This window comes from Massilia sp. Leaf139, assembly GCF_001424165.1.
GTDB lineage: Bacteria > Pseudomonadota > Gammaproteobacteria > Burkholderiales > Burkholderiaceae_D > Telluria.
The window spans coordinates 1240527-1261950 of record NZ_LMOJ01000001.1 but is presented as its reverse complement, the minus strand read 5'-3'; the positions used below and the strand labels follow the sequence as shown (position 1 = coordinate 1261950).

The 21424-nt window shown below is 69.4% G+C and carries 18 protein-coding genes; 8 read left to right on the top strand and 10 right to left on the bottom strand.

Going from position 1 to position 21424, the window contains the following annotated elements; all coding sequences use genetic code 11:
* Positions 1-324 precede the first annotated feature (324 nt).
* Together ASF77_RS05555 and ASF77_RS05550 are read right to left on the bottom strand one after the other, a co-directional pair.
* The gene (locus ASF77_RS05555) at positions 325-720 is read right to left on the bottom strand and encodes a DUF2784 domain-containing protein (protein WP_056335589.1); all 396 of its coding nucleotides are present in this window, start codon (positions 718-720) and stop codon (positions 325-327) included.
* Between the two features lie 20 nt (positions 721-740).
* Positions 741-3269 (bottom strand): alpha/beta hydrolase fold domain-containing protein, encoded by a 2529-nt coding sequence (locus ASF77_RS05550; RefSeq protein ID WP_082493573.1) that lies wholly within the window; start codon positions 3267-3269, stop codon positions 741-743.
* 252 nt (positions 3270-3521) lie between these two features.
* On the opposite strand from ASF77_RS05550, the gene ASF77_RS05545 reads away from it, so the two are divergent.
* Complete coding sequence (locus tag ASF77_RS05545; protein WP_056335585.1) at positions 3522-3890, top strand: hypothetical protein; 369 nt, start codon at positions 3522-3524, stop codon at positions 3888-3890.
* Between the two features lie 48 nt (positions 3891-3938).
* Here the strand turns inward: ASF77_RS05545 and ASF77_RS05540 are convergent, their stop codons facing one another.
* The 3 genes from ASF77_RS05540 to ASF77_RS05530 all read right to left on the bottom strand — a co-directional run bounded on the left by ASF77_RS05540 (position 3939) and on the right by ASF77_RS05530 (position 6953).
* Positions 3939-4448 (bottom strand): pyridoxamine 5'-phosphate oxidase family protein, encoded by a 510-nt coding sequence (locus tag ASF77_RS05540; protein WP_229445242.1) that lies wholly within the window; start codon positions 4446-4448, stop codon positions 3939-3941.
* Between the two features lie 85 nt (positions 4449-4533).
* Positions 4534-6204, bottom strand: a complete 1671-nt coding sequence (locus tag ASF77_RS05535; RefSeq protein ID WP_056335581.1) for an FAD-binding oxidoreductase — start codon at positions 6202-6204, stop codon at positions 4534-4536.
* Positions 6201-6953: a long-chain N-acyl amino acid synthase gene (locus ASF77_RS05530; protein WP_082493572.1), complete on the bottom strand. Its 753-nt coding sequence runs from the start codon at positions 6951-6953 to the stop codon at positions 6201-6203. Before ASF77_RS05530 ends, ASF77_RS05535 begins: the two co-directional genes overlap by 4 nt.
* A 461-nt stretch (positions 6954-7414) precedes the next feature.
* On the opposite strand from ASF77_RS05530, the gene ASF77_RS05525 reads away from it, so the two are divergent.
* The gene (locus tag ASF77_RS05525) at positions 7415-8605 is read left to right on the top strand and encodes a glycosyltransferase (protein ID WP_056335577.1); all 1191 of its coding nucleotides are present in this window, start codon (positions 7415-7417) and stop codon (positions 8603-8605) included.
* A gap of 45 nt (positions 8606-8650) precedes the next feature.
* On the opposite strand, the gene ASF77_RS05520 is transcribed toward ASF77_RS05525, so the two are convergent.
* Positions 8651-10486, bottom strand: coding sequence for an asparagine synthase-related protein (locus ASF77_RS05520; RefSeq protein ID WP_056335574.1), 1836 nt, complete (start codon positions 10484-10486; stop codon positions 8651-8653).
* Complete coding sequence (locus ASF77_RS05515) at positions 10483-12087, bottom strand: AMP-binding protein (RefSeq protein WP_056335571.1); 1605 nt, start codon at positions 12085-12087, stop codon at positions 10483-10485. Before ASF77_RS05515 ends, ASF77_RS05520 begins: the two co-directional genes overlap by 4 nt.
* Positions 12088-12312: 225 nt before the next feature.
* Between ASF77_RS05515 and ASF77_RS05510 the strand changes: the two genes are divergently transcribed.
* From ASF77_RS05510 to ASF77_RS05495, 4 genes are all read left to right on the top strand, one after another.
* Positions 12313-13155: a hydrolase 2, exosortase A system-associated gene (locus tag ASF77_RS05510; protein ID WP_056335568.1), complete on the top strand. Its 843-nt coding sequence runs from the start codon at positions 12313-12315 to the stop codon at positions 13153-13155.
* On the top strand, positions 13152-13934 hold the full coding sequence (locus ASF77_RS05505; RefSeq protein ID WP_056335563.1) for a hypothetical protein: 783 nt from the start codon (positions 13152-13154) through the stop codon (positions 13932-13934). Before ASF77_RS05510 ends, ASF77_RS05505 begins: the two co-directional genes overlap by 4 nt.
* Before the next feature lie 84 nt (positions 13935-14018).
* On the top strand, positions 14019-15647 hold the full coding sequence (gene nadB, locus ASF77_RS05500; RefSeq protein WP_056335560.1) for an L-aspartate oxidase: 1629 nt from the start codon (positions 14019-14021) through the stop codon (positions 15645-15647).
* Between the two features lie 55 nt (positions 15648-15702).
* Entirely contained in the window at positions 15703-16599 is an 897-nt protein-coding gene (locus ASF77_RS05495; protein WP_056335556.1) for a DMT family transporter, read from the top strand.
* Positions 16600-16614: 15 nt separating this feature from the next.
* Here ASF77_RS05495 and ASF77_RS05490 read toward each other — a convergent pair whose 3' ends face one another.
* Positions 16615-17151, bottom strand: a complete 537-nt coding sequence (locus ASF77_RS05490) for a nuclear transport factor 2 family protein (protein ID WP_056335553.1) — start codon at positions 17149-17151, stop codon at positions 16615-16617.
* Between the two features lie 145 nt (positions 17152-17296).
* Between ASF77_RS05490 and ASF77_RS05485 the strand changes: the two genes are divergently transcribed.
* On the top strand, positions 17297-18214 hold the full coding sequence (locus tag ASF77_RS05485) for an NAD-dependent protein deacetylase (protein ID WP_056335550.1): 918 nt from the start codon (positions 17297-17299) through the stop codon (positions 18212-18214).
* Positions 18215-18243: 29 nt separating this feature from the next.
* Positions 18244-19275, top strand: coding sequence for an alpha/beta fold hydrolase (locus ASF77_RS05480; protein WP_056335541.1), 1032 nt, complete (start codon positions 18244-18246; stop codon positions 19273-19275).
* Positions 19276-19363: 88 nt separating this feature from the next.
* Here the strand turns inward: ASF77_RS05480 and nadC are convergent, their stop codons facing one another.
* Together nadC and nadA are read right to left on the bottom strand one after the other, a co-directional pair.
* Positions 19364-20233 carry a carboxylating nicotinate-nucleotide diphosphorylase gene (gene nadC, locus ASF77_RS05475; protein WP_056335537.1) on the bottom strand — a complete coding sequence of 290 codons (870 nt, stop codon included), beginning with the start codon at positions 20231-20233 and terminating at the stop codon, positions 19364-19366.
* Entirely contained in the window at positions 20230-21363 is a 1134-nt protein-coding gene (gene nadA / locus ASF77_RS05470) for a quinolinate synthase NadA (protein ID WP_056335534.1), read from the bottom strand. Before nadA ends, nadC begins: the two co-directional genes overlap by 4 nt.
* Between the last annotated feature and the right edge of the window lie 61 nt (positions 21364-21424).

Genomic DNA, 21424 nt, shown 5'->3' with positions numbered 1-21424 from the left:
CACTGGTGCTTGCCAACGGCTTTCCCGCTTACCTACAGCCCTGCTGCCCTGCTGCCCTGCTGTCCTGCAGTCTTGCCGTCCTTCGCCCGCCGCTGTTTCCGGGTGCGCGCCCTCCTCCGCATGCGCGTCGCGCAAACGGGCTCAGGTCAAGTAATCACCACCGAGGGAAAGCGCCTGCGCTGCCGCGAGGCGCCGATCGACCCACCTTGTCCGCCGCCGCGTCTTTACACGCGAATGGCGAAAAGCGATAACGATAAGCCAGCACATCCGCATTATTGCTCCGGCAACCCCGGTTGAGCAAGCACCGGTCGCACGTACGCGTGCTCAAGCGGCATTTTTCGGGTGCCGCAGCGCCTTTGCCTGCCGCCGGCGGCGCCATATCCACGCGTACAGCAGCAGGTTGATGGCGGCGACGGCTCCCGCCAGGACGAACTGGATGGCGCGCGTCAGGCCCTCGGGGTACAGCAGCCACAGCACATAGTGTTCGAGGAAGCCTTCGCTGTAGCCCGTCATCCCGGCGCGCAGGCGCAGCAGGTTTTCCAGCAGCGTCAAGGGACAACCGCGCCCGCTGACCTCGATGTAGACGCCCCACAGGGCCGCCGGCAGGTGCAGCCAGGCCATGCGCGGCCAGCGCAGCACCAGGACGGCCCCGAAGACGACGAACAGGACGAAGGCGAGATGGGCCAGCAGGACGAGCGCAGCGGCGATGGCGTACCACATGGCCGTTTCCAGCGCCGGGCTTATGGCGGCGGCGCGCCGTCCGTCGCGAGCGCGGCCCGCTCCGCCGCTGTGCCGGGCGCGCCGGCCGCCGCGATGCGTTCGCGCGCGAAATGCGCCAGCGCGCCGATGGCGTTCGCCGCCGAGCGCAGATAAAAGGCCTGCAGGTGGAACACGTGCCAGCGCGCGCGGTGGATCTCGAGCCTGCACGGCAAGTTGCAGGCAGCCGCATGTTCCGCGAGACGCAGCGAATCGGGCAGCAGCACTTCCTGGTCGCCGACCTGCAGCAGCATCGGCGGCAGGCCACCCAGGTCGCAGTGCAGCGGATCGTGGACGCAGGCGTCCGCCGGGCAGGCATACCAGGCCGCGCCCTGCCTCACCCAGCTGCTGCGCACCATCGGGTCGGGCGTGCTGCCGGCGTCGGCATGCTGCATGCGGGTGACCGGGGACACCAGCGCCAGCGCGGCCGGCGCGGTGTAGGAGCCTGCGCGACGCTCGCGCAGCCGCAGCGCGCTTGCCAGCGCCAGGCTGGCGCCCGCGGAGTCGCCGGCCAGCACGATGCGATCGGCCGGAATGCCGGCAGCCAGCATGGCGTCGTAGCAGGCCAGGGCATCGTCGAGTGCGGCGGGGTACGGATGCTCGGGCGCGAGGCGGTAGTCCGGCACCCAGACCGGTACGCCGGCGCCGCGCGCCAGGCGCGTGGTGATGCTGCGGTGGGTGCGCGGACTGCCCAGGCAGAAGGCGCCGCCATGCAGGTAGAGTAAGGCGCCCTCCCCGGCGCGCGGCGGCGTCACGATTTCAACCGGCAGCGCGCCCACCCGCAGCTGCTCGAAAGTCAGTCCGCGCACACCGGGCATCAGCGGCGACAGCAGCGCGACGAAGCGGCGCTGGGTGACCGCGCCGAACGGCGGCCCAATGAGGGGTTTGAAGCAAGTGCGCAGAAAAGCGCGCTGGAAGGCGGCGGCCAGCCGTTCCGGCCACGCGCGCGGCGCCGCCACTTCGACACCGCCCGGCTGGCCGGGGATCGGCGACGTAAAACGGTAAGCCAGCAGGCTCGCATGGCGCGTGAGAAAACGGTAGCTGAAGGTGAAGCCCGGCCAGTTGACGCTGTTGCGGCCCTTGCGGTCGTGGTACCAGCTGCGGCAGCCCTGCCAGACCGTCGTGGCCAGGCGTTCCTGGATGCGGCCGTCGAACGCAGTGTGCGCTTGTCCCTCGACCTCGACCGACGCGGCGCCGGCCGCACGCAGCGCGGCGCGGCAGCGCATGACGTGCGCCACCTGGCTCTCCAGCATGTAGACGATGGAATTGTGGCCGAGGTTCGTGTTCGGGCCGTAGAGCATGAAGAAATTCGGGAAGCCGGGTACCGTCATGCCAAGATAGGCGCTGGCGCCATCCTGCCAGGCGTCGTTCAGGGAGCGCCCCGCCCGTCCGCGGATCGCCATCGGCGCCAGGAAGTCCGTGGCGGCGAAGCCGGTGCCGTAGATGAGCACGTCGAGCGGATGATGGCGGCCATCGCCGGTCTCGACGCCGTCGGGCGTGACGCGGACGATCGGTTCGGTCACGAGCGCGACGTTCGGCCGCGAGAACACGGACAGGTAGTCGTCGCTCAGCAGGATGCGCTTGCAGCCGATCGGATAATCGGGCGTGAGTTTCGCGCGCAGCTGCGTGTCGGGAATTTCGCGCGCCAGCATCGCCTTGAAGGGTTTGCCGACGGCCAGCCACATCATGCTTTTCATGCGGGTAAACGCCAGCGCGCGCGCCTCGTATTTCGCGTAGATGAGGCCGCGGTGCAGACGCATCAGCGGCGGCAGACGGCGGAACAAGGTCTGTTGCCAGCGCGGATAGGCGCGGCCGCCGCGGGCTTTCAAATAGGACGGCGAGCGCTGGAACACGCTTAGCTGCGCTGCTTCGGGCGCGATCTCGGGAATGAACTGGGTGCTCGAGGCGCCGGTGCCGATCACGCCGACGCGCTTGCCGGCCAGCGCGCAGCCGTGATCCCAGTGCGCCGAATGGAAGGCCTGGCCGCGGAAACTCTCGGTTCCGGGAATCCGCGGCAGGATCGGCCGTCCCTGCAGGCCGGCGGCGCTCACCAGCAGACGCGCCAGCAGGCGCTCGCCATTGGCCAGGCGCACGACCCACAGGGCGCGCGCCTCGTCGAAGCTCGCCCCCTCGACCGCGGTGCGCGTGCGGATGTATGGTGCGAGCCCGAAGCGGCGCACGCAATCGTGCAGGTAGGCGTGGATCTCGGCCTGGCGCGCGAAAGTGTGCGACCAGTCCGGGTTCGGCGCAAAGGAAAACGAATACAGGTGCGAAGGCACGTCGCAGGCCGCGCCGGGATAGGTGTTGTCGCGCCAGACGCCGCCGACGTCGGCGCTCTTTTCCAGGATCAGGAAGTTGTCGACGCCGGCGCGGCGCAGCGCCACGCCCATGCAGATGCCGCCGAAGCCCGCACCGATCACGAGCGTCTCGTGGATCGGATCGGACGCGCTGCTGCCAGTGTAGATCCCGGTGTCCGGGGCGAATACTCCTGGGTTGGGAGGCAAGGCGGTCATCGATGGTCTCCTCGTCGCGTGGACGCTGGCGTTGTTGTTTTCACTCGCAACGATACACGAGGAGCCTGACCCTGGCTTGATTCCGGGCCGAAATATTCGCCCTCATGCAGGGCGGATGAAAGCGGTCGCCTCGATGCCAACAGGAGCGCCGTTGGACGCAGTCCTACAGCGCCACGCTGCACGCACCGATGCGGGCGCAGGCATCCAAGGCCATAATGGGAGTCACTGACTAACGGGAATACGGAGAACACCATGGCGACGAATGCCAGCGCACCTCAGGCACCGGGCAGCGTGCCGGATGCCGCCTCGACCACGATGGGCATCGGCGGCACCACCAGCGGCCAGGCCGGCGCCACGCCGGCGCACGAAACCCAACAGGAGACGGGCGGCAGCGGCGGCGATCAGCTCACGCAGAGCACGGGTGAAATCGATGAGGCCCAGAGGGAAGCACCGGCTGCAGCGCCGGATGCGGCCCTGCAGCCGGACGACAGCGCCATGCAGACCGGCGCCCGCGGCGCCTTCGACACACGGGCCGAACAGGCGGGCGGCACCGGCACCGGGCTCGGCACGTCGGAGAGCGGCGCCAACCAGTCCGAGAAGGATCTTCCTCCGGCGCGTTGAAGGACGACGGGTCGATGCGGCGGCGCCGGGCGGCCCGCCGCGCAGGCGTCAAGAGTCCAGCCTGATCGTCCCGTGCTCGCCTGGATCGACGTCGGGCGTCGTCCCCGTCACGGCCGCCTTGGCCATCTGGAACAGGCGCACCATCTTGCTGTCGTTCGAATCCCAGTATTCCGCGCTGTGCGGCGCCACGCGCACCAGTACCACATGCTCGTCGTCCGGGCCATGCGGGAACCAGGCCTGCACCATCGGATTCCACAGGGCGCGGATGCGCTCGCGATCGACCACGCGCTCGGCGGTGCCGCTGATCGACACGTACAGGCTGTCTTCAGGCTGGGCAAAGCTCACGTTGACCTCGGGCTGCTGGGCGATGTTCTGCCACAGCGGCGTATGGATCGAGGTGTAGAACCAGAGTCCGCCCTGCTCGTCCGTCTCCTGGTTCGTCATCGGATGGCTGATCAGGTGGCCGTGCTCGTCAACGGTGGTGAACATCGCAAAGCGCATCGAGCGGATCTTGTCCGCCAGCGCGGCCGCCTGGGTGGAGGCATTTGTCATGGACATGGCATTTTCCTTGAATATTGGATGAACCATCATCCTAGTCGCTGCGCTCATCGCGCTCCGTGCGGCGGCGAACGCAGGCCCGTCCTCACATGAAGACGGCCGCGACGCCGGGCTGGTAGCGCCCCGGCGCCAGGGTGCCGGCCGGGTCGAGCGCGGCCTTGATCGCGCCGACCGTGCGCCAGTAGCTGTCGCCCTGCGGATCGAGCCGTCCCATTGCGTGGTTGCCGACGCGGTAGGGAATGTAGCCGGCCTCGAACATATTGTCGAAGACTTCGTCGTGGCAGGCACGGGCGCGCGCCGCCTCGTTCGGGTCGTCCTTGTCGTAGACGACCCTCAGCACGCCGCCCACGGCGCGTTCGTTGATCATGCTGAAGGTGGCGAACAGGTCGAAGCCATATTGGTCGAAGCTCGACTGCGCCAGGTCGTACACGGCCAGCATGTCGGCGCCGCGCAGGGGCAGCACGGGCGATACCCACAGCAGGCCGCAGTTGTCCTGGGCCGGATTGGCGTTCGCAGGGAAACTGGCCGGCACACCGCCGCGGCGGCGCCAGTAGGCGCCCGCCAGGAAGCGGCCGTCGGGCACGCCGCGGTTCATCGCGAACAGCGACTCGCCCAGCGCGACCTTGGCGCGCAGGCGGCGTCCGGGGCCGGTTTCGCCGAGCAGGCGGGCCGCCAGGGCGCCGGCGCGCAGGCTGCGCTGGCTCACAAAAGCCGGCCGGCCCGCGGTGCCGCGCAAGGCTTTGCGCAGCGCTGTGCGCGCAGCCGCGACCTGGGCATGCGAGCCGTAGAGGGCGCCCGACACCGTCCAGGCGCCGATGCCGGCCTGGGCGCGCATCCGTGCACGCAGGGCCTCGGGCAGGCAGGCGCCCTGCGGCGCGGCCTCGCGCGGAAAGGCGCCGGCGCCCGAAAACACCCGCATGTCGTTCCCGATGTGGAGGATGCTGCGCAGGGTGCCGTCCAGGCGCAGCGGCCGCAGGGCGTCGACCACCGGTGCGATGTCAGCGTGCCGGGGCACGCTGCACAGGAAATGGTTCACGCACTCGGCTTGCGGCATCAGCCAGATGCCGAGTCGGGTGACGATCCCCATGTTCGACTGGGTGAACAGGCCGTCCAGGAAGGGCCCGACGCCGTAGGGGAACAGATGCGCCGCGCGCGCCTGGCGGTAGTGGCCGAAGCCGGTCTCGAGCAGCTCGCCGCTGGCCAGCACGACCTGCATGCCGGCCACGTGCTGCAGGCGGTTGCCGTAGGGGGAATGGCCGAAGCCGCGCTCCATGATGTTGCCGATATAGCTGGTATCCGGCCCGGCACCGGTGCAGTCGGCCCACAAAGGCAGGCGCTGCGCGCGCAGGTAGTCCGACAGCTGGCGCTGGGTCACGCCCGGTTCGATGACGGCATAGGCCAGTTCGGGGTCGACGTGGATGATCCGGTTCATGCGCGACAGGTCGAGGATCACCTGCCCGGCGCCGACGGCGCAGGCATCACCATACCCCCAGTTCTTGCCGGTGCTGATCGGGTACACGGCCAGGCGCGCCCGGCCGGCGATCGCCACCACGCGCGCCACTTCGCCCGCATCGGCCGGCCGCACCAGCGCCAGCGGGCGCACCGCACGCGACGCCGTGCTGCGCGCGTAGCGTTCGCGCGTGGCTGCGTCCGCCAGGACATGGGCGGCGCCGACAACGGCCGCCATTTCGCCAAGGGCGGCTTCCAGCGTCAGGGCGACGCCGGCTGCCTGCGGCAGGTCGTTGAGCTGGCTCATGCGCGTTCCCCTCCCTGACACAGGGCCGCCAGGCGCGCGCTGATGCTGGGCACGTCCCAGAGCGGGAAGAAGTACGGGTAGAAGGAGCGCTCGCCGGGATGCTGCTCGTGGCTACCGCTCCATTTGCGGATCTGCGCGCCCATCTGATCGAGCGGCAGGCGCAGCAGCACGGCGGGCGCGCCGACCCGGCTGCAGGGACGCTCGCCGCCGAAGTCGGTGAAGCCGAGCATGCCCTTGTAGAAGGCTACATGGCGCGGATTGACCTCGATGACGTAGTCGGTGAAGCCGTGCAGGTCGCCGGCGTAGAGGTAGGAGATGTGGATCAGCGCCGCGAACACGCGCTTGGACATGCCCGTGTCGATCGCCAGGCGCGAGGGTTCACACAAGCGCCGGCCCTCGGCGCGCAGCATGTCGAGCCGGTCGCTGAAGTTTTCGTCGGCGGGCAGCAGCTGGCCGCGGTCGAGGCAGAGGCTCATCGTGCCCACCAGTTCGCCGCCCGTTTCAGCGAACAGGGTGACGCGGTCGAAGCCGCCGCCGCCCACTTCGAAAGCGTAGCCGCGCCAGGCATACATGCGCCGTACCAGGGCGCCACTGTCGGCATGGCAGCCGGCGGACAGCGCCACCCGGATATTGAACACCTGGTTTTCGGCGCGCGCTGCCGCCTGGGCCGAACCCGCGGCGTCGGCCGTGCGCGGCGAGAGGATCGGTGGTCCCTGGAACGATGCGATCGGCATTTCATCTACCAACATACTGGTCTCCCTGAAGAAGCGTTCCGCCGTCATTGGCGAAAACGTCGTGACTGCCATTCAGACAAGGTCATCAGTAACAGGGTTCCCGGCGTTTTGCGCGAATCTTTGCTATCTGGATATAGATCAAGCTTGGGAGAAATTTGTCACGATCACTTGACTGATAGCGCTGTAAAGCAGGACATTTCGTAGGTGCACGGATCGCTTTGACCGGTATCAACCGGGAAAAGGGTTACGGAGTCGGCGCGGCCCGCAGCCATATAATTGCGTGAGCCTCGTTGCGTGAGCCTCGCGGCCTTCACCGGAGACCCATCCCCATGTCGCTCGCCCCTGCCACCGGCCGGCCCGGCCGCATCGTCCGTTCGCATTTTCACTTTGCATCGGCCCGTCGCCCGGCGACGTCCGCCGCGGCCGCCCGGCCATGAGCACGCACCGGCTCTTCCTGTGCCGGGCGGCGGTCTGCCATGGGTAACCGACCCGTCGCCGCGCTGGCGCCGGCCTTCGCCCCGCCGCGCCTGGTCGCCCACGTCGTCAACCGGCTCGACTGCAGCGGCGCCGGCAACGGCCTGCTCGACCTGATCGCCCACATGCCGGGCCAACGTTACCGGCACGCCGTGCTGTGCCTGCAGGGCGCCGGCGCGCTGCGCGCCGACCTGCATGCGCATCTGCGCGAGTACGGCGTGGAGGTCATCGACCTGCACAAGCGCGACGGCGCCGACCCGCGCCACTTCGTACGTATGGTGCGCGCCCTGCGCGCGCTGCGGCCCGACCTTGTCCACACGCGCAATTTCGGCGGCCTGGAGGGGCAGCTGGCCGCCGCCCTGGCCGGCGTGCGCCTGCGCGTGCACGGCGAGTACGGCCGCGAATTCTCCGAGTCCGGCCGCACCCGGCCGCCCAGCCTGCTGCGGCGCATGCTGCGTCCGCTCATCAAGCATTACATCGCGGTGAGCGCCGAGCAGGAACGCTGGCTGATCGAACGGATCGGCGCCGAACCCTCACGCGTGTCGCACATCTCGAACGGGGTCGACAGCCTGGAATTCCACCCGCGCCTGGGGCCGCACGCGGCGGTCGGCCCGGACGGCTTCATGCGCGACGACGCCTTCGTGATCGGCAGCGTCGGGCGCATGGACGACGCCAAGAACGACACCACCCTGATCGAAGCCTTCCTGCGACTGATCTCCTCGCCCCATGCGGCGCACAGCCGCCTGCGGCTCCTGATCGTCGGCGACGGGCCGATGCGCGCCGAGTGCCAGGCCATGCTCGATCGGGCCGGCGCCGGCCAGCGCGCCTGGCTGCCGGGCGAGCGGGTCGACATCGCGCAGCTGATGCGGGCGATGGATCTGATGGTGCTGCCGGCGCTGGCCGAGGCCAGCGGCAACGTGCTGCTGGAAGCGATGGCCACCGGCCTGCCGGTCGTCGCGACCTCGGTCGGGGTGCACAAGGAGCTGGTGCAACCGGGGCTGACCGGCATCCTGGTGCCGCCCATGTCGCCGGACGTGATGGCCGCCGCGATCGCCGACTATTGCCGGATTCCCGAAATGGGTGCGCGCCACGGCGCCCGCGCGCGCGGCCAGGTGATCGCCCACCACAGCCTGCCCGCCATGGCGCGCAGCTATCTGGCGGTGTACGACGCGCTGACCGGCGCCGAGACTTGAGGGCTGCGCGCGGATCGAACGAGTCCGCGCGCAGCCCTGGCCCTGTCAGCTGGGTTCGAGCGCGCAGGCGTCCGAGCGCGACTGGAACGCAGCGCCGCCGCGCCGGTCTCGTACCAGCCACTGTTCCAGCATCATCAGCCGCCAGATGGCTTGCCCGTGCGCGCCCGGCTCCTGCGGCAGGCGCCGCGCGAGCAGGAGGTCGATGAATTCGCGGCGCACGATGCGGCGCCGGGCCAGGCTCGAGAGGCTGTCGCAGGCCAGCGTGCGCAGGCGCGCATCGTTCAACAGCCAGCGGCCGAAAGGTAGCCCGGACGGCGTCTCGGCGCGTACGGGCGCAGCCCCGCCGACCTCGCGCAGCGCCCGCGCGAACAGCCGCCGCGGCCCGCTGCCGCTCTTCTGGCGCGGCGTCAGGCGCGCCGACATGGCGACCACGGCGTCGTCCAGATACGGAAACACGGCCGCCACCCCGGCCGCCGCACAGGCGGCCGCGAAGGCCGGCGCGATCCGGCACGGCAGGTCGCCCTGCAGTTCCAGGTCGACCGCACGGTTGACGGCGCTGCGCGCCTGCGCCAGCCACCAGCCCTCTTCCTGCACGCTGCCCGGGGCATCCGGGTCGACCAGCTCCAGGAATGCCGGTTCGAACACGTTGGCGATGCCGTGCGCGAACAGCGGATGGCGGCGCCGCAGCCGTACCAGCGGCGGCGCCATCGACTCCTCGATACGCGTACGCAGGCGCGCGAACATGGCCAGGTGCGCGCCCGGCCCGAACAGCAGCGGTTCGATCAGCAGCTGGCGCAGTGCGCCCGGCAGGCGCTCGTAGCGGTTCGGCCGGGCCAGGGCCGCATAGCCGCGGCTGAGGCCGAACAGCCCGGCAGCGCCGACGCCGCCATGGAGGCGGCCGAGCCCATCCGCGCCTGCCATGCGCGCCGCGAACAGGGTCGCCACCGCCGCCGGATCGCCGCAGGGCGCGTCGGCGCTTGCCGCAAGCTGCGCGACGGCCTCGGCAACGTCTTCGGCACCCAGCAGCTGCTCGCGGTGGCGGCTGCCGATCCGGCGCGCCGCCGTGCGCGCGTCGGCCAGCAGCTCACAGTCGCCGCTGCCCTTTCCGACTTTGTAACCGACCGCATAGGTGTGCAGCGGAACCTCCGCGCCGCGCTGCAGCAGCGTGGCCAGCAGCGAGCCGGCGGCGCCGCCGGTCAGCATGACCCCGGCCGGCGCCGGGCTGCGTTCAGGATCGAGCGCACAGGACAGGGCGTCCAGCAGCCCCGTGTGCGGAGCCGGGTCGAGCGCGTGTTCGGTATAGCGCATGCGCCAGTAGCGGATGCGTTCGACGCGCCCGCCATGCAGGTGCAGGCATTCGCCCGGCGCCAGGCGGCGCTGGCCGGCGAACAAGGTGCGCGGGCCGTGCACCGCGTGCAGGTAGAGATAGTCGAACAACGCCTGCGGATCGAGTTCGCGCCCGCTGCCTGGATGGCGCGCCAGCGCTTCGGAACTGGTCGCGAAGACCAGGCTGCGGCCGGCCATCTGATAGAACAGGGGCCGCGTGGCGCAGCGGTCGACGGCTAGCAGCGCCTCAGCGCGGCGCTCGTCCAGCAGCGCGAACGCGAAATGGCCGGACAGTGCCGCGCAGGCGCGCGCGCCTTGCGTGCGCCACAGGCGCGCCAGTACCTCGGCGTCGATCCCGAAGCAGGCGATCAGCAGGCCATCGTGATGGTACAGCGAGGCCGCGCCGGCTCCGGCCGCGAGCGCGGCGCATCCCAGGCTGTGGGCGGCGCTGCGCAGGGGGCGGCCGCCGGCGAAGGGCGCGGCCATGTCGGCCAGCGGCAGAGCGGCCGGCTCGCGCGAAAACCATCCGCAGAAACCGTCGGATGCGCCGTTCATGGCGCCACGTCCGCGAACAGGGGCGCCAGTTCGCCGGCCAGCAGCGCGCGATCGATCTGGCCGTCGCGCGCGCGCGGCAAGGGCGCGCGCCGCACGTCCACCATCGCCGGCAGCATGTGCTGCGGCAGGCGCGCGCGGCAGGCGCCGAACAGGATCGAGGAGTCGAGCCGGGCGCCGGGGCGTGGGGTGGCCAGCACGGCGATCACCTGGCCCAGTACCGGGTGGGCGACCCCGACCGCGGCCGCCTCGGCCACGAGACCGGTGCCGACGACGATCTTCTCGACCTCGCGGCCGCTGATGCGATAGCCGCCGCTGGTGATGGTGTCGTTGCGGCCCTCGCTCAGATACAGGTAGCCGTCGAGATCCTTGCGCGCGCTGAGGCCCGGCCAGTAGCCGATCTCGCGCCGCGCCAGCCCGGCGCCGGGCGCCAGAAAGCGGAAATGTTCGCCGCTCGCGCGCGCATCGTTCCAGTAGCCCTGGGCGACGAGGGCGCCGCGCCGCACCAGCTCGCCGCTTTCGCCCGGTGCGCATTCGCGGCCGTCGGCGCGCAAGACCAGCCAGTCGGAATACGGGGTCGCGCGCCCGATCGAGCCCGGGCGTTCGTCCAGCTGGGCCGGCATCAGGCTGGTCGAGCGGCAGGCGTCGCCGATGTCGTACAACAGGTGGAAGCGCGTTCGCGGCAGCGCGGCGCGCAAGGCCGCCAGCGCATCGCGATCGAGGCCGCCGCCGGCGCAGGCCGCGTAGCGCAGGCAATCGGCGGCGCGTTCGAGGTCGTGCGCAGCCAGGGCGTTCCAGGTCGCTGGCGCAGCAGCCAGCGCCGTGATCTCGCCGCGTTCGAGCAGGCGCGCCAGTGCCTGCGTCTCGAACGGCGCCAGGCCGGCGCCGGCGCTATCGAGGACAACGGTCGCGCCCGAAGCGAGCGCCGCCAGCATGGCGTTGATCCCGTAGTCGCTGTGCAGCGGCAGCGCCGCCAGCATGCGGTCGCCGGGCCGGATGCCGAGGCAGCGCGCCGTCGATGCCGCCCCGGCCACGAGATTGCGATGCGACAGCGCGAGTGCGCGCCGGGCGCCATCCTCGCCCGGCGCCGCGCCATATACCAGCGCACCGAGGGTGGGCTCGGCGCGGGCGGCGGCGCTGGAAGACGCTGCGGAGGCGAGGAAGGCGTCCCAGGGGAGTTGTGTGACGTTGGTGCTGAGCCGGGCGCCGGCGCCGTGCACGACGATCGCGCGCAGCGCCGCACAGTCGGCCAGACTGGCGCCGAACGTGTCGACGCCGGCCGAATCGGTGACTTGCATCCTTGCGCCGCTGTCGCGCAGCTGCGCCACGCTGGCGGCCGCGTCCAGTTGGGGGTCGAGGGGCACGAAGGCGCAGCCGGCGCTCGACGCGCCCAGCAGGGCCACCACCGCCGGCGTCGAGGCCGGCAAGCGAACGGCCACACGCTCGCCGCTTCCGATGCCGAGGGCGCTGAGCGCGCCGCCGAAGGCCGCGATCGCGCCGGCGAGCCCGGCATAACTGATGCGCTCGGCGCCGTGGCGCACGGCGGTTGCAGTGGGCGACCAGAGTGCCGCCGCGTCCACCAGTTCATGTGCCGGCTGGGCCATGTTTTCTCCAATCTTGCTCAGGATAAAAATCCATGATTGAGAAAAACTGCAAACCGGTTATTGACCCTTATCAAGTGATATTGCTTGGGTTCAGCTGTCTCCGCGCAAGGCGACCCTGACGCGGACATGTCAAATTGACATAAATGCATGATCGTTACACCGATAAACCGGCTTCGACACGCGCCCCTTGCGCGCCGGGCCTTTGAGTGCAGGAGACAACCGGCCATGAATGCTCCGCTGCTGACCACGCCGCGCGTGGAGCCGTTCTTCTTCGATGCCGAGCCTGGAACGCGTTTCAGCCTCTACCACGCCCCCAATCCGCAGGTCGCGCCGCGCGGTGCGATCCTGTACGTCCATCCCTTTGCCGGAGAACTGAGCCGCACCCGGCGCATGGCGGCGCTGCAGTCGCGCGCTTTTGCCAAGCTCGGCTACGCGGTGCTGCAGATCGACCTGTTTGGTTGTGGCGACAGTTGCGGCGAATTCAGCGCCGGCCGCTGGCAGATCTGGAAAGAGGATCTGGCGTTGGCCGCTGCCTGGCTGGCCGACCGCGACAGCGGCCCGCTGACCCTGTGGGGCCTGCGCCTGGGTGGCCTGCTCGCGCTCGACGCCGCCGCGCGCCTGGAGGCGCAACGGGTGCTGCTCTGGCAGCCCTTCATGAGCGGACGCGCCTGCATCAACCAGTTCCTGCGCTTGTCCGAGCAGCTGCAGGATCCGGCGCCCGGCGCGCCGCGCAGCACGGCCGCGCTAAGGGCGCAGCTGGCGGTGCACGGCGCGATCGAGGTCGGCGGCTTCGAAGTGGCGGTGCCGCTGGTGAAAGCCATCGACGCCTGCGACGCCGCCCATGTGGCCTTGCCACCCTGTGCCGTGCATTGGTTTGCCCATGCAGGCCCCACGCCGTCCAAGACGGCGGCCAGCGCGGCACGCTTGGGCGAACGCTGGGAAAAGGACGGCGCCACCCTGCACTTCCACCCGCTCGAGGGTTCGCCGTTCTGGAGCGGCGACGGCGAACTCGACCTGCCGGCCCTGCGCGCGGCCACCAGCGACCTGTTTTCAGGAGACCCGGCATGAAGCTCGAACAACGCGCCCTGCGCTTTCACGTGCGCGGCGAGGCCCTGATCGGCATCGTCGACGTCCCCGAGCGGCCGCTGGCGCGCGGCATGCTGATCCTCGCCGACAGCAGCCAGTACCGCGCCGGCAGCCACCGCCAGTTCACCTTGCTCTCGCGCCTGCTCGCGGCGCGCGGCGTTGCCGTGATGCGTTTCGACCGCCTCGGCGCAGGCGACAGCGAAGGCCAGGCCGCGTTGCAGGGACTCGACGATATCGCCGCGGCGATGAAAGAATTTTTCATCCATGTGCCCGAAATGAAAGAATCTGTCATTCTCTGCGCCGGCGACGCCGCCGCCAGCGCCGCCCTGTATGCGGCGCAGGACGCGCGCGTTACCGGCCTGGCCCTGCTCGACCCGGTGCTGGCGCCGCGCCCGGCGGCGACAGGTGGCGCAGCGGAGACGCCGCAGCCGGGATTACGCTATGGCCCGCGCTCGGCGGCCGACCGCCTGTTCCGCCGCGCCGCGGCTTTCCGCCGCGCCGCCAGCCGCGTTCTCGGCGGCGCGGTCCCGGGCCAGTCGGTTACACCCGCGCAGGCGCAGGCGCAGGCCGGCTTCGGCGGGCGCGTGCTGCTGGTCTGCGGCGGCGCGCAGCCCCCCGGCCAGGACGCCACGCGCGGCTTCGAGGAGCAGCATCCGCGCAGCCGGCGCGTCGAGATTGCCCATGCCGGCCTTGACGCCCGGCGCAGCGTCTGGCGCGACGCCGTCGCCTTCGCCGCCGCCAGCTGGCTCGGCTCCTGGTAAAGCTCTTCGTGCACCGAAGCTCGTTGGAACGCATCCGCAACAAATCGTCTATAGTGATGCTTCTGTACAAATTAAAAATGTGCCATGAAATTTGACGTCGCAATCGTCGGCAGCGGTCTCGCCGGCTTGTCGGTGGCCTTGCACCTCGCGCAGACGCGCAAGGTTGCCATCATCTCGAAACGCGCGCTGCTCGACGGCGCCAGCAACTGGGCCCAGGGCGGCATCGCCGCCGTGCTCGATTCCGGCGACAGCCACGACCAGCACATCGCCGACACCCTGGTGGCCGGCGCCGGCCTCTGCGACGAGGCCGCGACCCGCAGCATCGTCGAACACGGCCGCGCGGCGATCGAATGGCTGATCGAACAGGGCGTCCCCTTCACCCGCGACGCCAGCGCCGAACTGGGTTTCCACCTGACGCGCGAGGGCGGGCATAGCCAGCGCCGCATCATCCATGCCGCCGACGCCACCGGGCACGCCGTGCAGGTCACGCTGGAACAGAAGGTGCGCGCCCACCCGAACATCGCCCTGTTCGAACACCACTGCGCGATCGACGTCATCACCTCCGACAAGCTCACCGGCAAGGGCGTCCACAGTGGGACGCCCCACCTGGTCGGCCAGCCGCGCTGCCACGGCCTCTACGTGCAGGACGAAAAGAGCGGCAAGGTGCTCACCTTCGAGGCCGAGCACACCGTGCTGGCTACCGGCGGCGCCGGCAAGGTCTACCTGTACACGACCAATCCCGACACCGCCACCGGCGACGGCATCGCCATGGCCTGGCGCGCCGGCTGCCGCGTCTCGAACATGGAATTCATCCAGTTCCACCCGACCTGCCTGTATCACCCGTATGCGAAGTCCTTCCTGATCACGGAAGCGATCCGCGGCGAAGGCGGCCTTTTGAAACTGCCGCCGGAAGCGGGCATCGCCGCCGGCACGCGCTTCATGCCGGCCCACGACGAACGCGGCGAGCTGGCGCCGCGCGACGTGGTGGCGCGCGCCATCGACTTCGAGATGAAGAAACGCGGTCTCGACTACGTCCACCTCGACATCAGCCACCAGAGCCCGGAATTCCTGCAGGAGCACTTCCCGACCATTTACGCGCGCTGCCTGGAACTGGGGATCGATATCACCAAGGAGCCGATCCCCGTCGTGCCGGCCGTGCACTTCACTTGTGGCGGCGTCGTGACCGATCTCGCCGGTCGCACCGACATCCCCGGCCTGTATGCGGTCGGCGAGACGGCCTGCACCGGCCTGCACGGCGCCAACCGCCTGGCCAGCAACTCGCTGCTCGAATGCGTGGTCGTCGGGCGCGCTTGCGCCAGCCAGATCGCCGCGGCGCCGCGCGTCGAGAATCCGCCGCTGCCGCCCTGGGACGAAAGCCGCGTCACCAACGCCGACGAGGAAGTCGTCATCGCCCACAACTGGGACGAGCTGCGCCGCTTCATGTGGAACTACGTCGGTATCGTGCGCACCACCAAACGCCTCGAGCGCGCCCAGCACCGCATCGCGCTGCTGAAGGAAGAAATCGACGAGTACTATCGCAACTTCCGCATCACACACGACCTGCTGGAACTGCGCAACCTGGTCGACGTCGCCTCGCTGATCGTCAACAGCGCGCTGTCGCGCCGGGAAAGCCGCGGCCTGCACTATTCGCGCGACTATCCTGACACCCTGCCCAAGGCGCTGCCGAGCGTGCTGACGCCGGATCGCCGCTGATCTCCGCTATGCTGGTGAAAACCCGCCCGTTTGCGGCGGGCGTTCTTCCGCTTCCATGAACCGCAAGCTGACCCTCTCCACCGCCCTGCTGCTGACGGTGCCGCCCCTGCTCTGGGCCGGCAACGCCATCGTCGGGCGCATGGTGCGCGATGCCGTGCCCCCGATGACGCTGAACCTGCTGCGCTGGACGATCGCGCTGCTCGTGCTGCTGCCGCTCGGGCGCGCCCTGTTCGCGCCCGGCAGCGGCGTGCTCGTCAACTGGCGCCGCTACAGCATGCTGGGCCTGCTCGGCATCGGCCTCTACAACTCGCTGCAGTACCTGGCGCTGCAGAGCTCGACGCCGATCAACGTCACCCTGGTGGCCTCGGGCCTGCCGGTGTGGATGCTGCTGGTCGGGAAGCTGTTCTACAAGGCGCCGGTCAAGAAGAAGCAGATCGCCGGCGCGCTGCTCTCGATCGCGGGCGTGCTGGTCGTCCTCTGCCGCGGCGACATCGAGCAGCTGGCCGCGCTGCGCCTGGTGGCGGGCGACCTGTACATGATCCTGGCGACCATCGCCTGGTCGTTCTACAGCTGGATGCTGATGCAGCAGCGCGACGTGGCGAGCCTGCGCGCCGATTGGGCCGCCTTCCTGCTGGCCCAGGTCGGCTACGGCGTGCTCTGGTGCGCGGCGCTCTCGAGCATGGAGTGGGCCGTGAAGGATGTGCAGGTCGCCTGGAGCTGGCCGCTGGCCGCCGCCCTGCTGTACGTGGCCATCGGCCCGGCCATCCTCGCCATGCGCTGCTGGGGCGCGGGCCTGCAAAAAGCCGGGCCGACGCTGGGCTCCTTCTTCATCAACCTGACGCCGCTGTTCACGGCGCTGCTGTCCTCGGCCTTTCTCGGCGAGGCGCCGCACCTCTACCATGCGCTCGCCTTCGGGCTGATCGTCGGCGGCATCGCGGTGTCGGCGCGCTGAAACGCGTTCCATCACTCATTGCAGCATATTCGTCGACCACCAGACGTTCGCGATCTTCCACTTGCCGTCGATATTCTTGAGCATCTGCCAGCTCTCGATGCCGTGGTTCCAGACCTTGCCGTCCTCGACGAACTCGTAGTCGAACATCACCCAGGCCACGTGCTTGTCCTGGGTGATCTTCAGGTTGTAGAAGCGTTCCTCGACCGGTACCTTGCTCTCGCGGATGAAGCGCACGAAGTCGCGAAAGCCCCCGGCGCGCAGGCCGTTCGCGTTCGGATCGTAGCTTTCGCGGATTTTCTTGAGGTTCTCCGGCGAGGGCGGCGACACCCACTCGATGTCGCTGTGCAGCATCAGCGAAGCGAGCTTGTGGATGTCTTTCGCCTTGAGCGCCGCCTGGAAGTCGGCCACGACCTGCCGGATGTCGCGCTGATCCTCGGGCGTCGACGTGTGGCGGCCGACGTGGGCCGGCGACTCGGCCGCCTGGGCCGGGATGGCGGTCGCGATCAGCGCATCGAGCAGCGCGCTCAGCAAAACAAGCAGCAGGTAGCGCATGGAGTCTCCTTGAAAGTGTCGGAGCGCTTAGGCTAGATGGGGAACGAGGGCGCGGCAACCATCGTGGGATGAACACCCGGAATCGTGTGTCGGCTGAACCCGCAAGAGTGCTACGATCCCGACAGAACTGGGAGGATGCATCACGATGGCTGAAGGACTCGACCTGCGCGACGGTGCCGCCGAAGGTATAGACGAACTGGCGGACACGCTGGCGGAATTCCTCGTGCGCCACCCGAAGACGCTCGTGCTGACCGGCGCCGGCCTGTCCACCGCCTCGGGCATTCCCGACTACCGCGACCGCGAAGGCGTGCGCCGCGGCAGGCTGCCGATCCAGGGGCCGGAATTCCGGCGCTCGCCCGCCGTGCAGCGGCGCTACTGGGCGCGCAGCATGATCGGCTGGCCCGTGCTGGCCCAGGCGCGCCCGAACGCCGGACACTTGGCCCTCGCCGCCCTCGAGAGTGCGGGCCGGCTCGGCTCCGTGCTCACCCAGAACGTCGACGGCCTGCACCAGCAGGCGGGCAGCCATGCTGTGCTCGAATTGCACGGCAATATCCATTCGGTGCTCTGCCTCGGCTGCGGCACCCGTGTGGCGCGCGCCTTGGTGCAGGAGCAGCTGGTGGACGCCAATCCGCAGGTGGCCCAGGCCGCGGCCCAGCCGCTGCCCGACGGCGACGCCCAGGTCGAGCCGGAATTCCTCGACGACTTCACGCTGCCGGTATGCAGCCGCTGTGGCGGCACCCTGATGCCGGACGTCGTCTTCTTCGGCGACAACGTACCGGCCGCACGCACGGCCAGCGCCCTCGCGCAAATGGAGGCGGCCGACGCCCTGCTGGTGATCGGCTCCTCGCTGATGGTGTATTCGGGCTTTCGCTTCTGCCGTCTCGCCCACGCGAGCGGCAAGCCGATCGCCGCACTCAACCTCGGCCGCACCCGGGCCGACGACATGATCGCGCTGAAGATCGCGCAGTCGGCCGAAACGCTGCTGCCGCGGGTCGCGCGCCTGCTCGATGCGCACGCCGCTCCGGCGCTCATCGATTTGATCAACGAAAGGGGAGTATTTTGAGTAGATCGTACGATAGCCGTTCCGATGAAATGCACGACCGCCGACGCGGCGGCCTGCGCAGCGGCCTCGCTCTCGGCGCGCTGGCCCTTGCCGCTTCCTACCTGCTCGTGCGCAGCAAGACCGCCCAGGCCGAGCGCGAGAATCCGCCGCGCGGCAAATTCGTCGAGGCCGACGGCGTGCGCCTGCACTACCTGGAGCGCGGCGAGGGCCCGACCCTGGTGCTCCTGCACGGGAACGGCACCTTCGCCAACGACTTCGAGTACAGCGGCCTGGTCGAGGAGTTGAGCGAACGCTACCGCGTGATCGTCTTCGACCGTCCCGGCTACGGCTACAGCGCGCGCCCGCGCACGACGGTCTGGACGCCCGACGCCCAGGCGCGCCTGCTGCACCGCGCGCTGCAGGAGATCGGCGTCGATTCCTGCATCGTCATGGGCCATTCCTGGGGGACGATGGTGGCCCTCGCGATGGGCCTGCAGGTGCCGGACTTCGTGCGCGGCCTGGTGCTGCTGTCGGGCTACTACTACCCTACCCCGCGCCTCGATGTCGCGGTGGTCGCGCAGCCGGCGATTCCCGTCATCGGCGACATCATGCGCTATACGGTGTCGCCGCTGGTCTCGCGCCTGCTGTGGCCTCTGTTAGCGAAGCGGGTGTTCGCGCCGCTGAACGTCGCGGAGCGCTTCCGCCAGCTGTCGCCCTGGATGGCGCTGCGCCCGGGCCAGCTGCGCGCCAGCGGCGCCGAGGCGGCGCTGATGATCCCGGCGGCGATGTCGCTCTCCAAGCGCCTCGACACCTTGCGCGTGCCGGTACAGATCATCACGGGGACGCAGGACAGGATCGTCAAGCCGGCGCCCAATTCCGAGCGCCTGCACGAGGAACTGCAGTCGGCCGGCCACAGCAGCGAGCTGCACCTGCAGCCGGGCGTGGGGCACATGGTGCACTACGCGCATCCGCACCAGATCGTGCGCGCGATCGACGCGATCGCGGCCCAGGTGGGCGAGCCGGTCGGCATGCGCAGTGCGCGCGCGGAAGCGCTGGCAATGGCCAGCGAGAGCGGGGTTTAAGGTTTCGCAAGGAACGCGTGGACGGGAATCAGTCCAGTGGACTGATTCCCGTCCACGCGTCGGTGCCGATATCGCGGGCCGATGAAGCTCAGCCGACGATCCGCAACGAATAGTCCGTCGCGCGCACGTCCTTGGTCAGGCTGCCGATCGAGATGCGGTCGACGCCCGTCTCGGCGATCGCGCGCACGGTCTCCATGTTGATTCCGCCCGAGGCTTCCAGCAGCGCGCGGCCGCCGTTCACGCGCACCGCCTCGCGCATCATGGCCAGGTCGAAGTTATCGAGCAGCACCGACTTGACACCGGCCGCCAGCGCTTCTTCCAGCTGGGCGATGGTCTCGACTTCGATCTGCACCGTCACGCCCGCGTTCAGGGCCGCGGCCTTGTCCAGCGCGGCCGTCACGCCGCCGGCCGCGGCGATGTGGTTTTCCTTGATCAGGATGCCGTCGTAGAGGGCCATGCGCTGGTTCTTGCCGCCGCCGACGCGCACCGCGTACTTCTGCGCCTGGCGCAGGCCGGGCAAGGTCTTGCGGGTGTCGAGGATGGCGGCATTCGTGCCGGCGATGAGTTCGACATACTTGCGGGTGGCGGTCGCCACGCCGGACAATAGCTGCATGAAGTTCAGCGCCGCGCGTTCAGCCGTGAGCAGCGAACGGGGCGAACCGGTGATCGTGCAGACCACGCTGTCCTTCGCCATCAGGTCGCCTTCAGCATACTGCCAATCGATCTCGATGCCCAGGTCGACGGCCAGCATCACGCCTTCGAACCAGGGCGCGCCGCACAGCACGGCCGCTTCGCGCACAATGACGCGGGCCTGGGCGCGCGGCTCTTCGGGCACCAGCATGCCGGTCAGGTCGCCGCTGCCGACGTCTTCGAGCAGCGCGGCCAGGATGTTCTGTTCAAAGGCGGCCTGCAGCTTCTCGTCGAAGGCGTCGTGCGGGTTGCGCAAGGTAGTCGTCATGCCGGCCCCACATTCGAAAAGAGCTTGGTGTTCTGTTCCAGCGCGCCGGTCGGCAGCGCCTGCGCCTTCTTGGCGGCGGCGAAATCGAGCATGCGGTCGATCGCGCGCACGGCTTCGCGGCCGATGGCCGGGTCGACGAAGACTTCGTTGGCGCCGGACTCGAGCACCTCGGCCAGGTTTTTCAGGCCGTTCATCGCCATCCACGGGCAATGGGCGCAGCTCTTGCAGGTGGCGCTATTGCCGGCCGTCGGCGCTTCGATGAAGTGCTTGCCGGGCGCGGCGGCGCGCATCTTGTGCAGGATGCCGTTGTCGGTGGCGACGATGAAGTGGGTCGCGGGCAGCGTCACGGCGGCGTTGATCAGCTGCGTGGTCGAGCCGACCACGTCGGCCTGGGCTACGACATTGGCGGGCGACTCGGGGTGCACCAGCACTTTCGCATCCGGGTATTCGGCCTTCAGCAGGTCGAGTTCGATGCCCTTGAATTCGTCGTGGACGATGCAGGAGCCCTGCCACAGCAGCATGTCGGCGCCGGTCTGCTTCTGGATGTAGGAACCGAGGTGGCGATCCGGCGCCCACAGGATCTTCTTGCCCTGCGCGTGCAGGTGCTTGACGATGTCGAGGCCGATCGAGGAGGTCACCATCCAGTCCGCGCGCGCCTTCACGGCGGCGCTGGTGTTGGCATAGACGACGACGGTGCGATCCGGATGCTGGTCGCAGAAGGCGGCGAATTCATCGGCCGGACAGCCCAGGTCGAGCGAGCAGGTCGCCTCCAGGTCGGGCATCAGGATGGTCTTTTCGGGGCTGAGGATCTTCGCGGTCTCGCCCATGAAGCGCACGCCGGCGACGACCAGGGTCTTGGCCGGGTGGTCGCGGCCGAAGCGCGCCATTTCGAGAGAGTCGGAGACGCAGCCGCCGGTTTCCTCGGCCAGATCCTGCAGGTCGGGGTCGACGTAATAGTGGGCGACCAGGACTGCTTCTTTTTCCTTCAGGAGGCGCTTGATGCGTTCCTTCAGTTCGGCTTTTTCTTCAGGCGATGGCGTCGCGGGAATGCGCGCCCAGGCTTGCGCCGTGCAGGCGTTGCCGCCTTGCGGGTGGTCGTATTCGTAGGTTTGGATGGGCTGGATGTTCATGCGATGTTGGTCTCACATTGATGGAATGCCGGCGCGGATGTGCCGCAGCCGGTTGAACGCG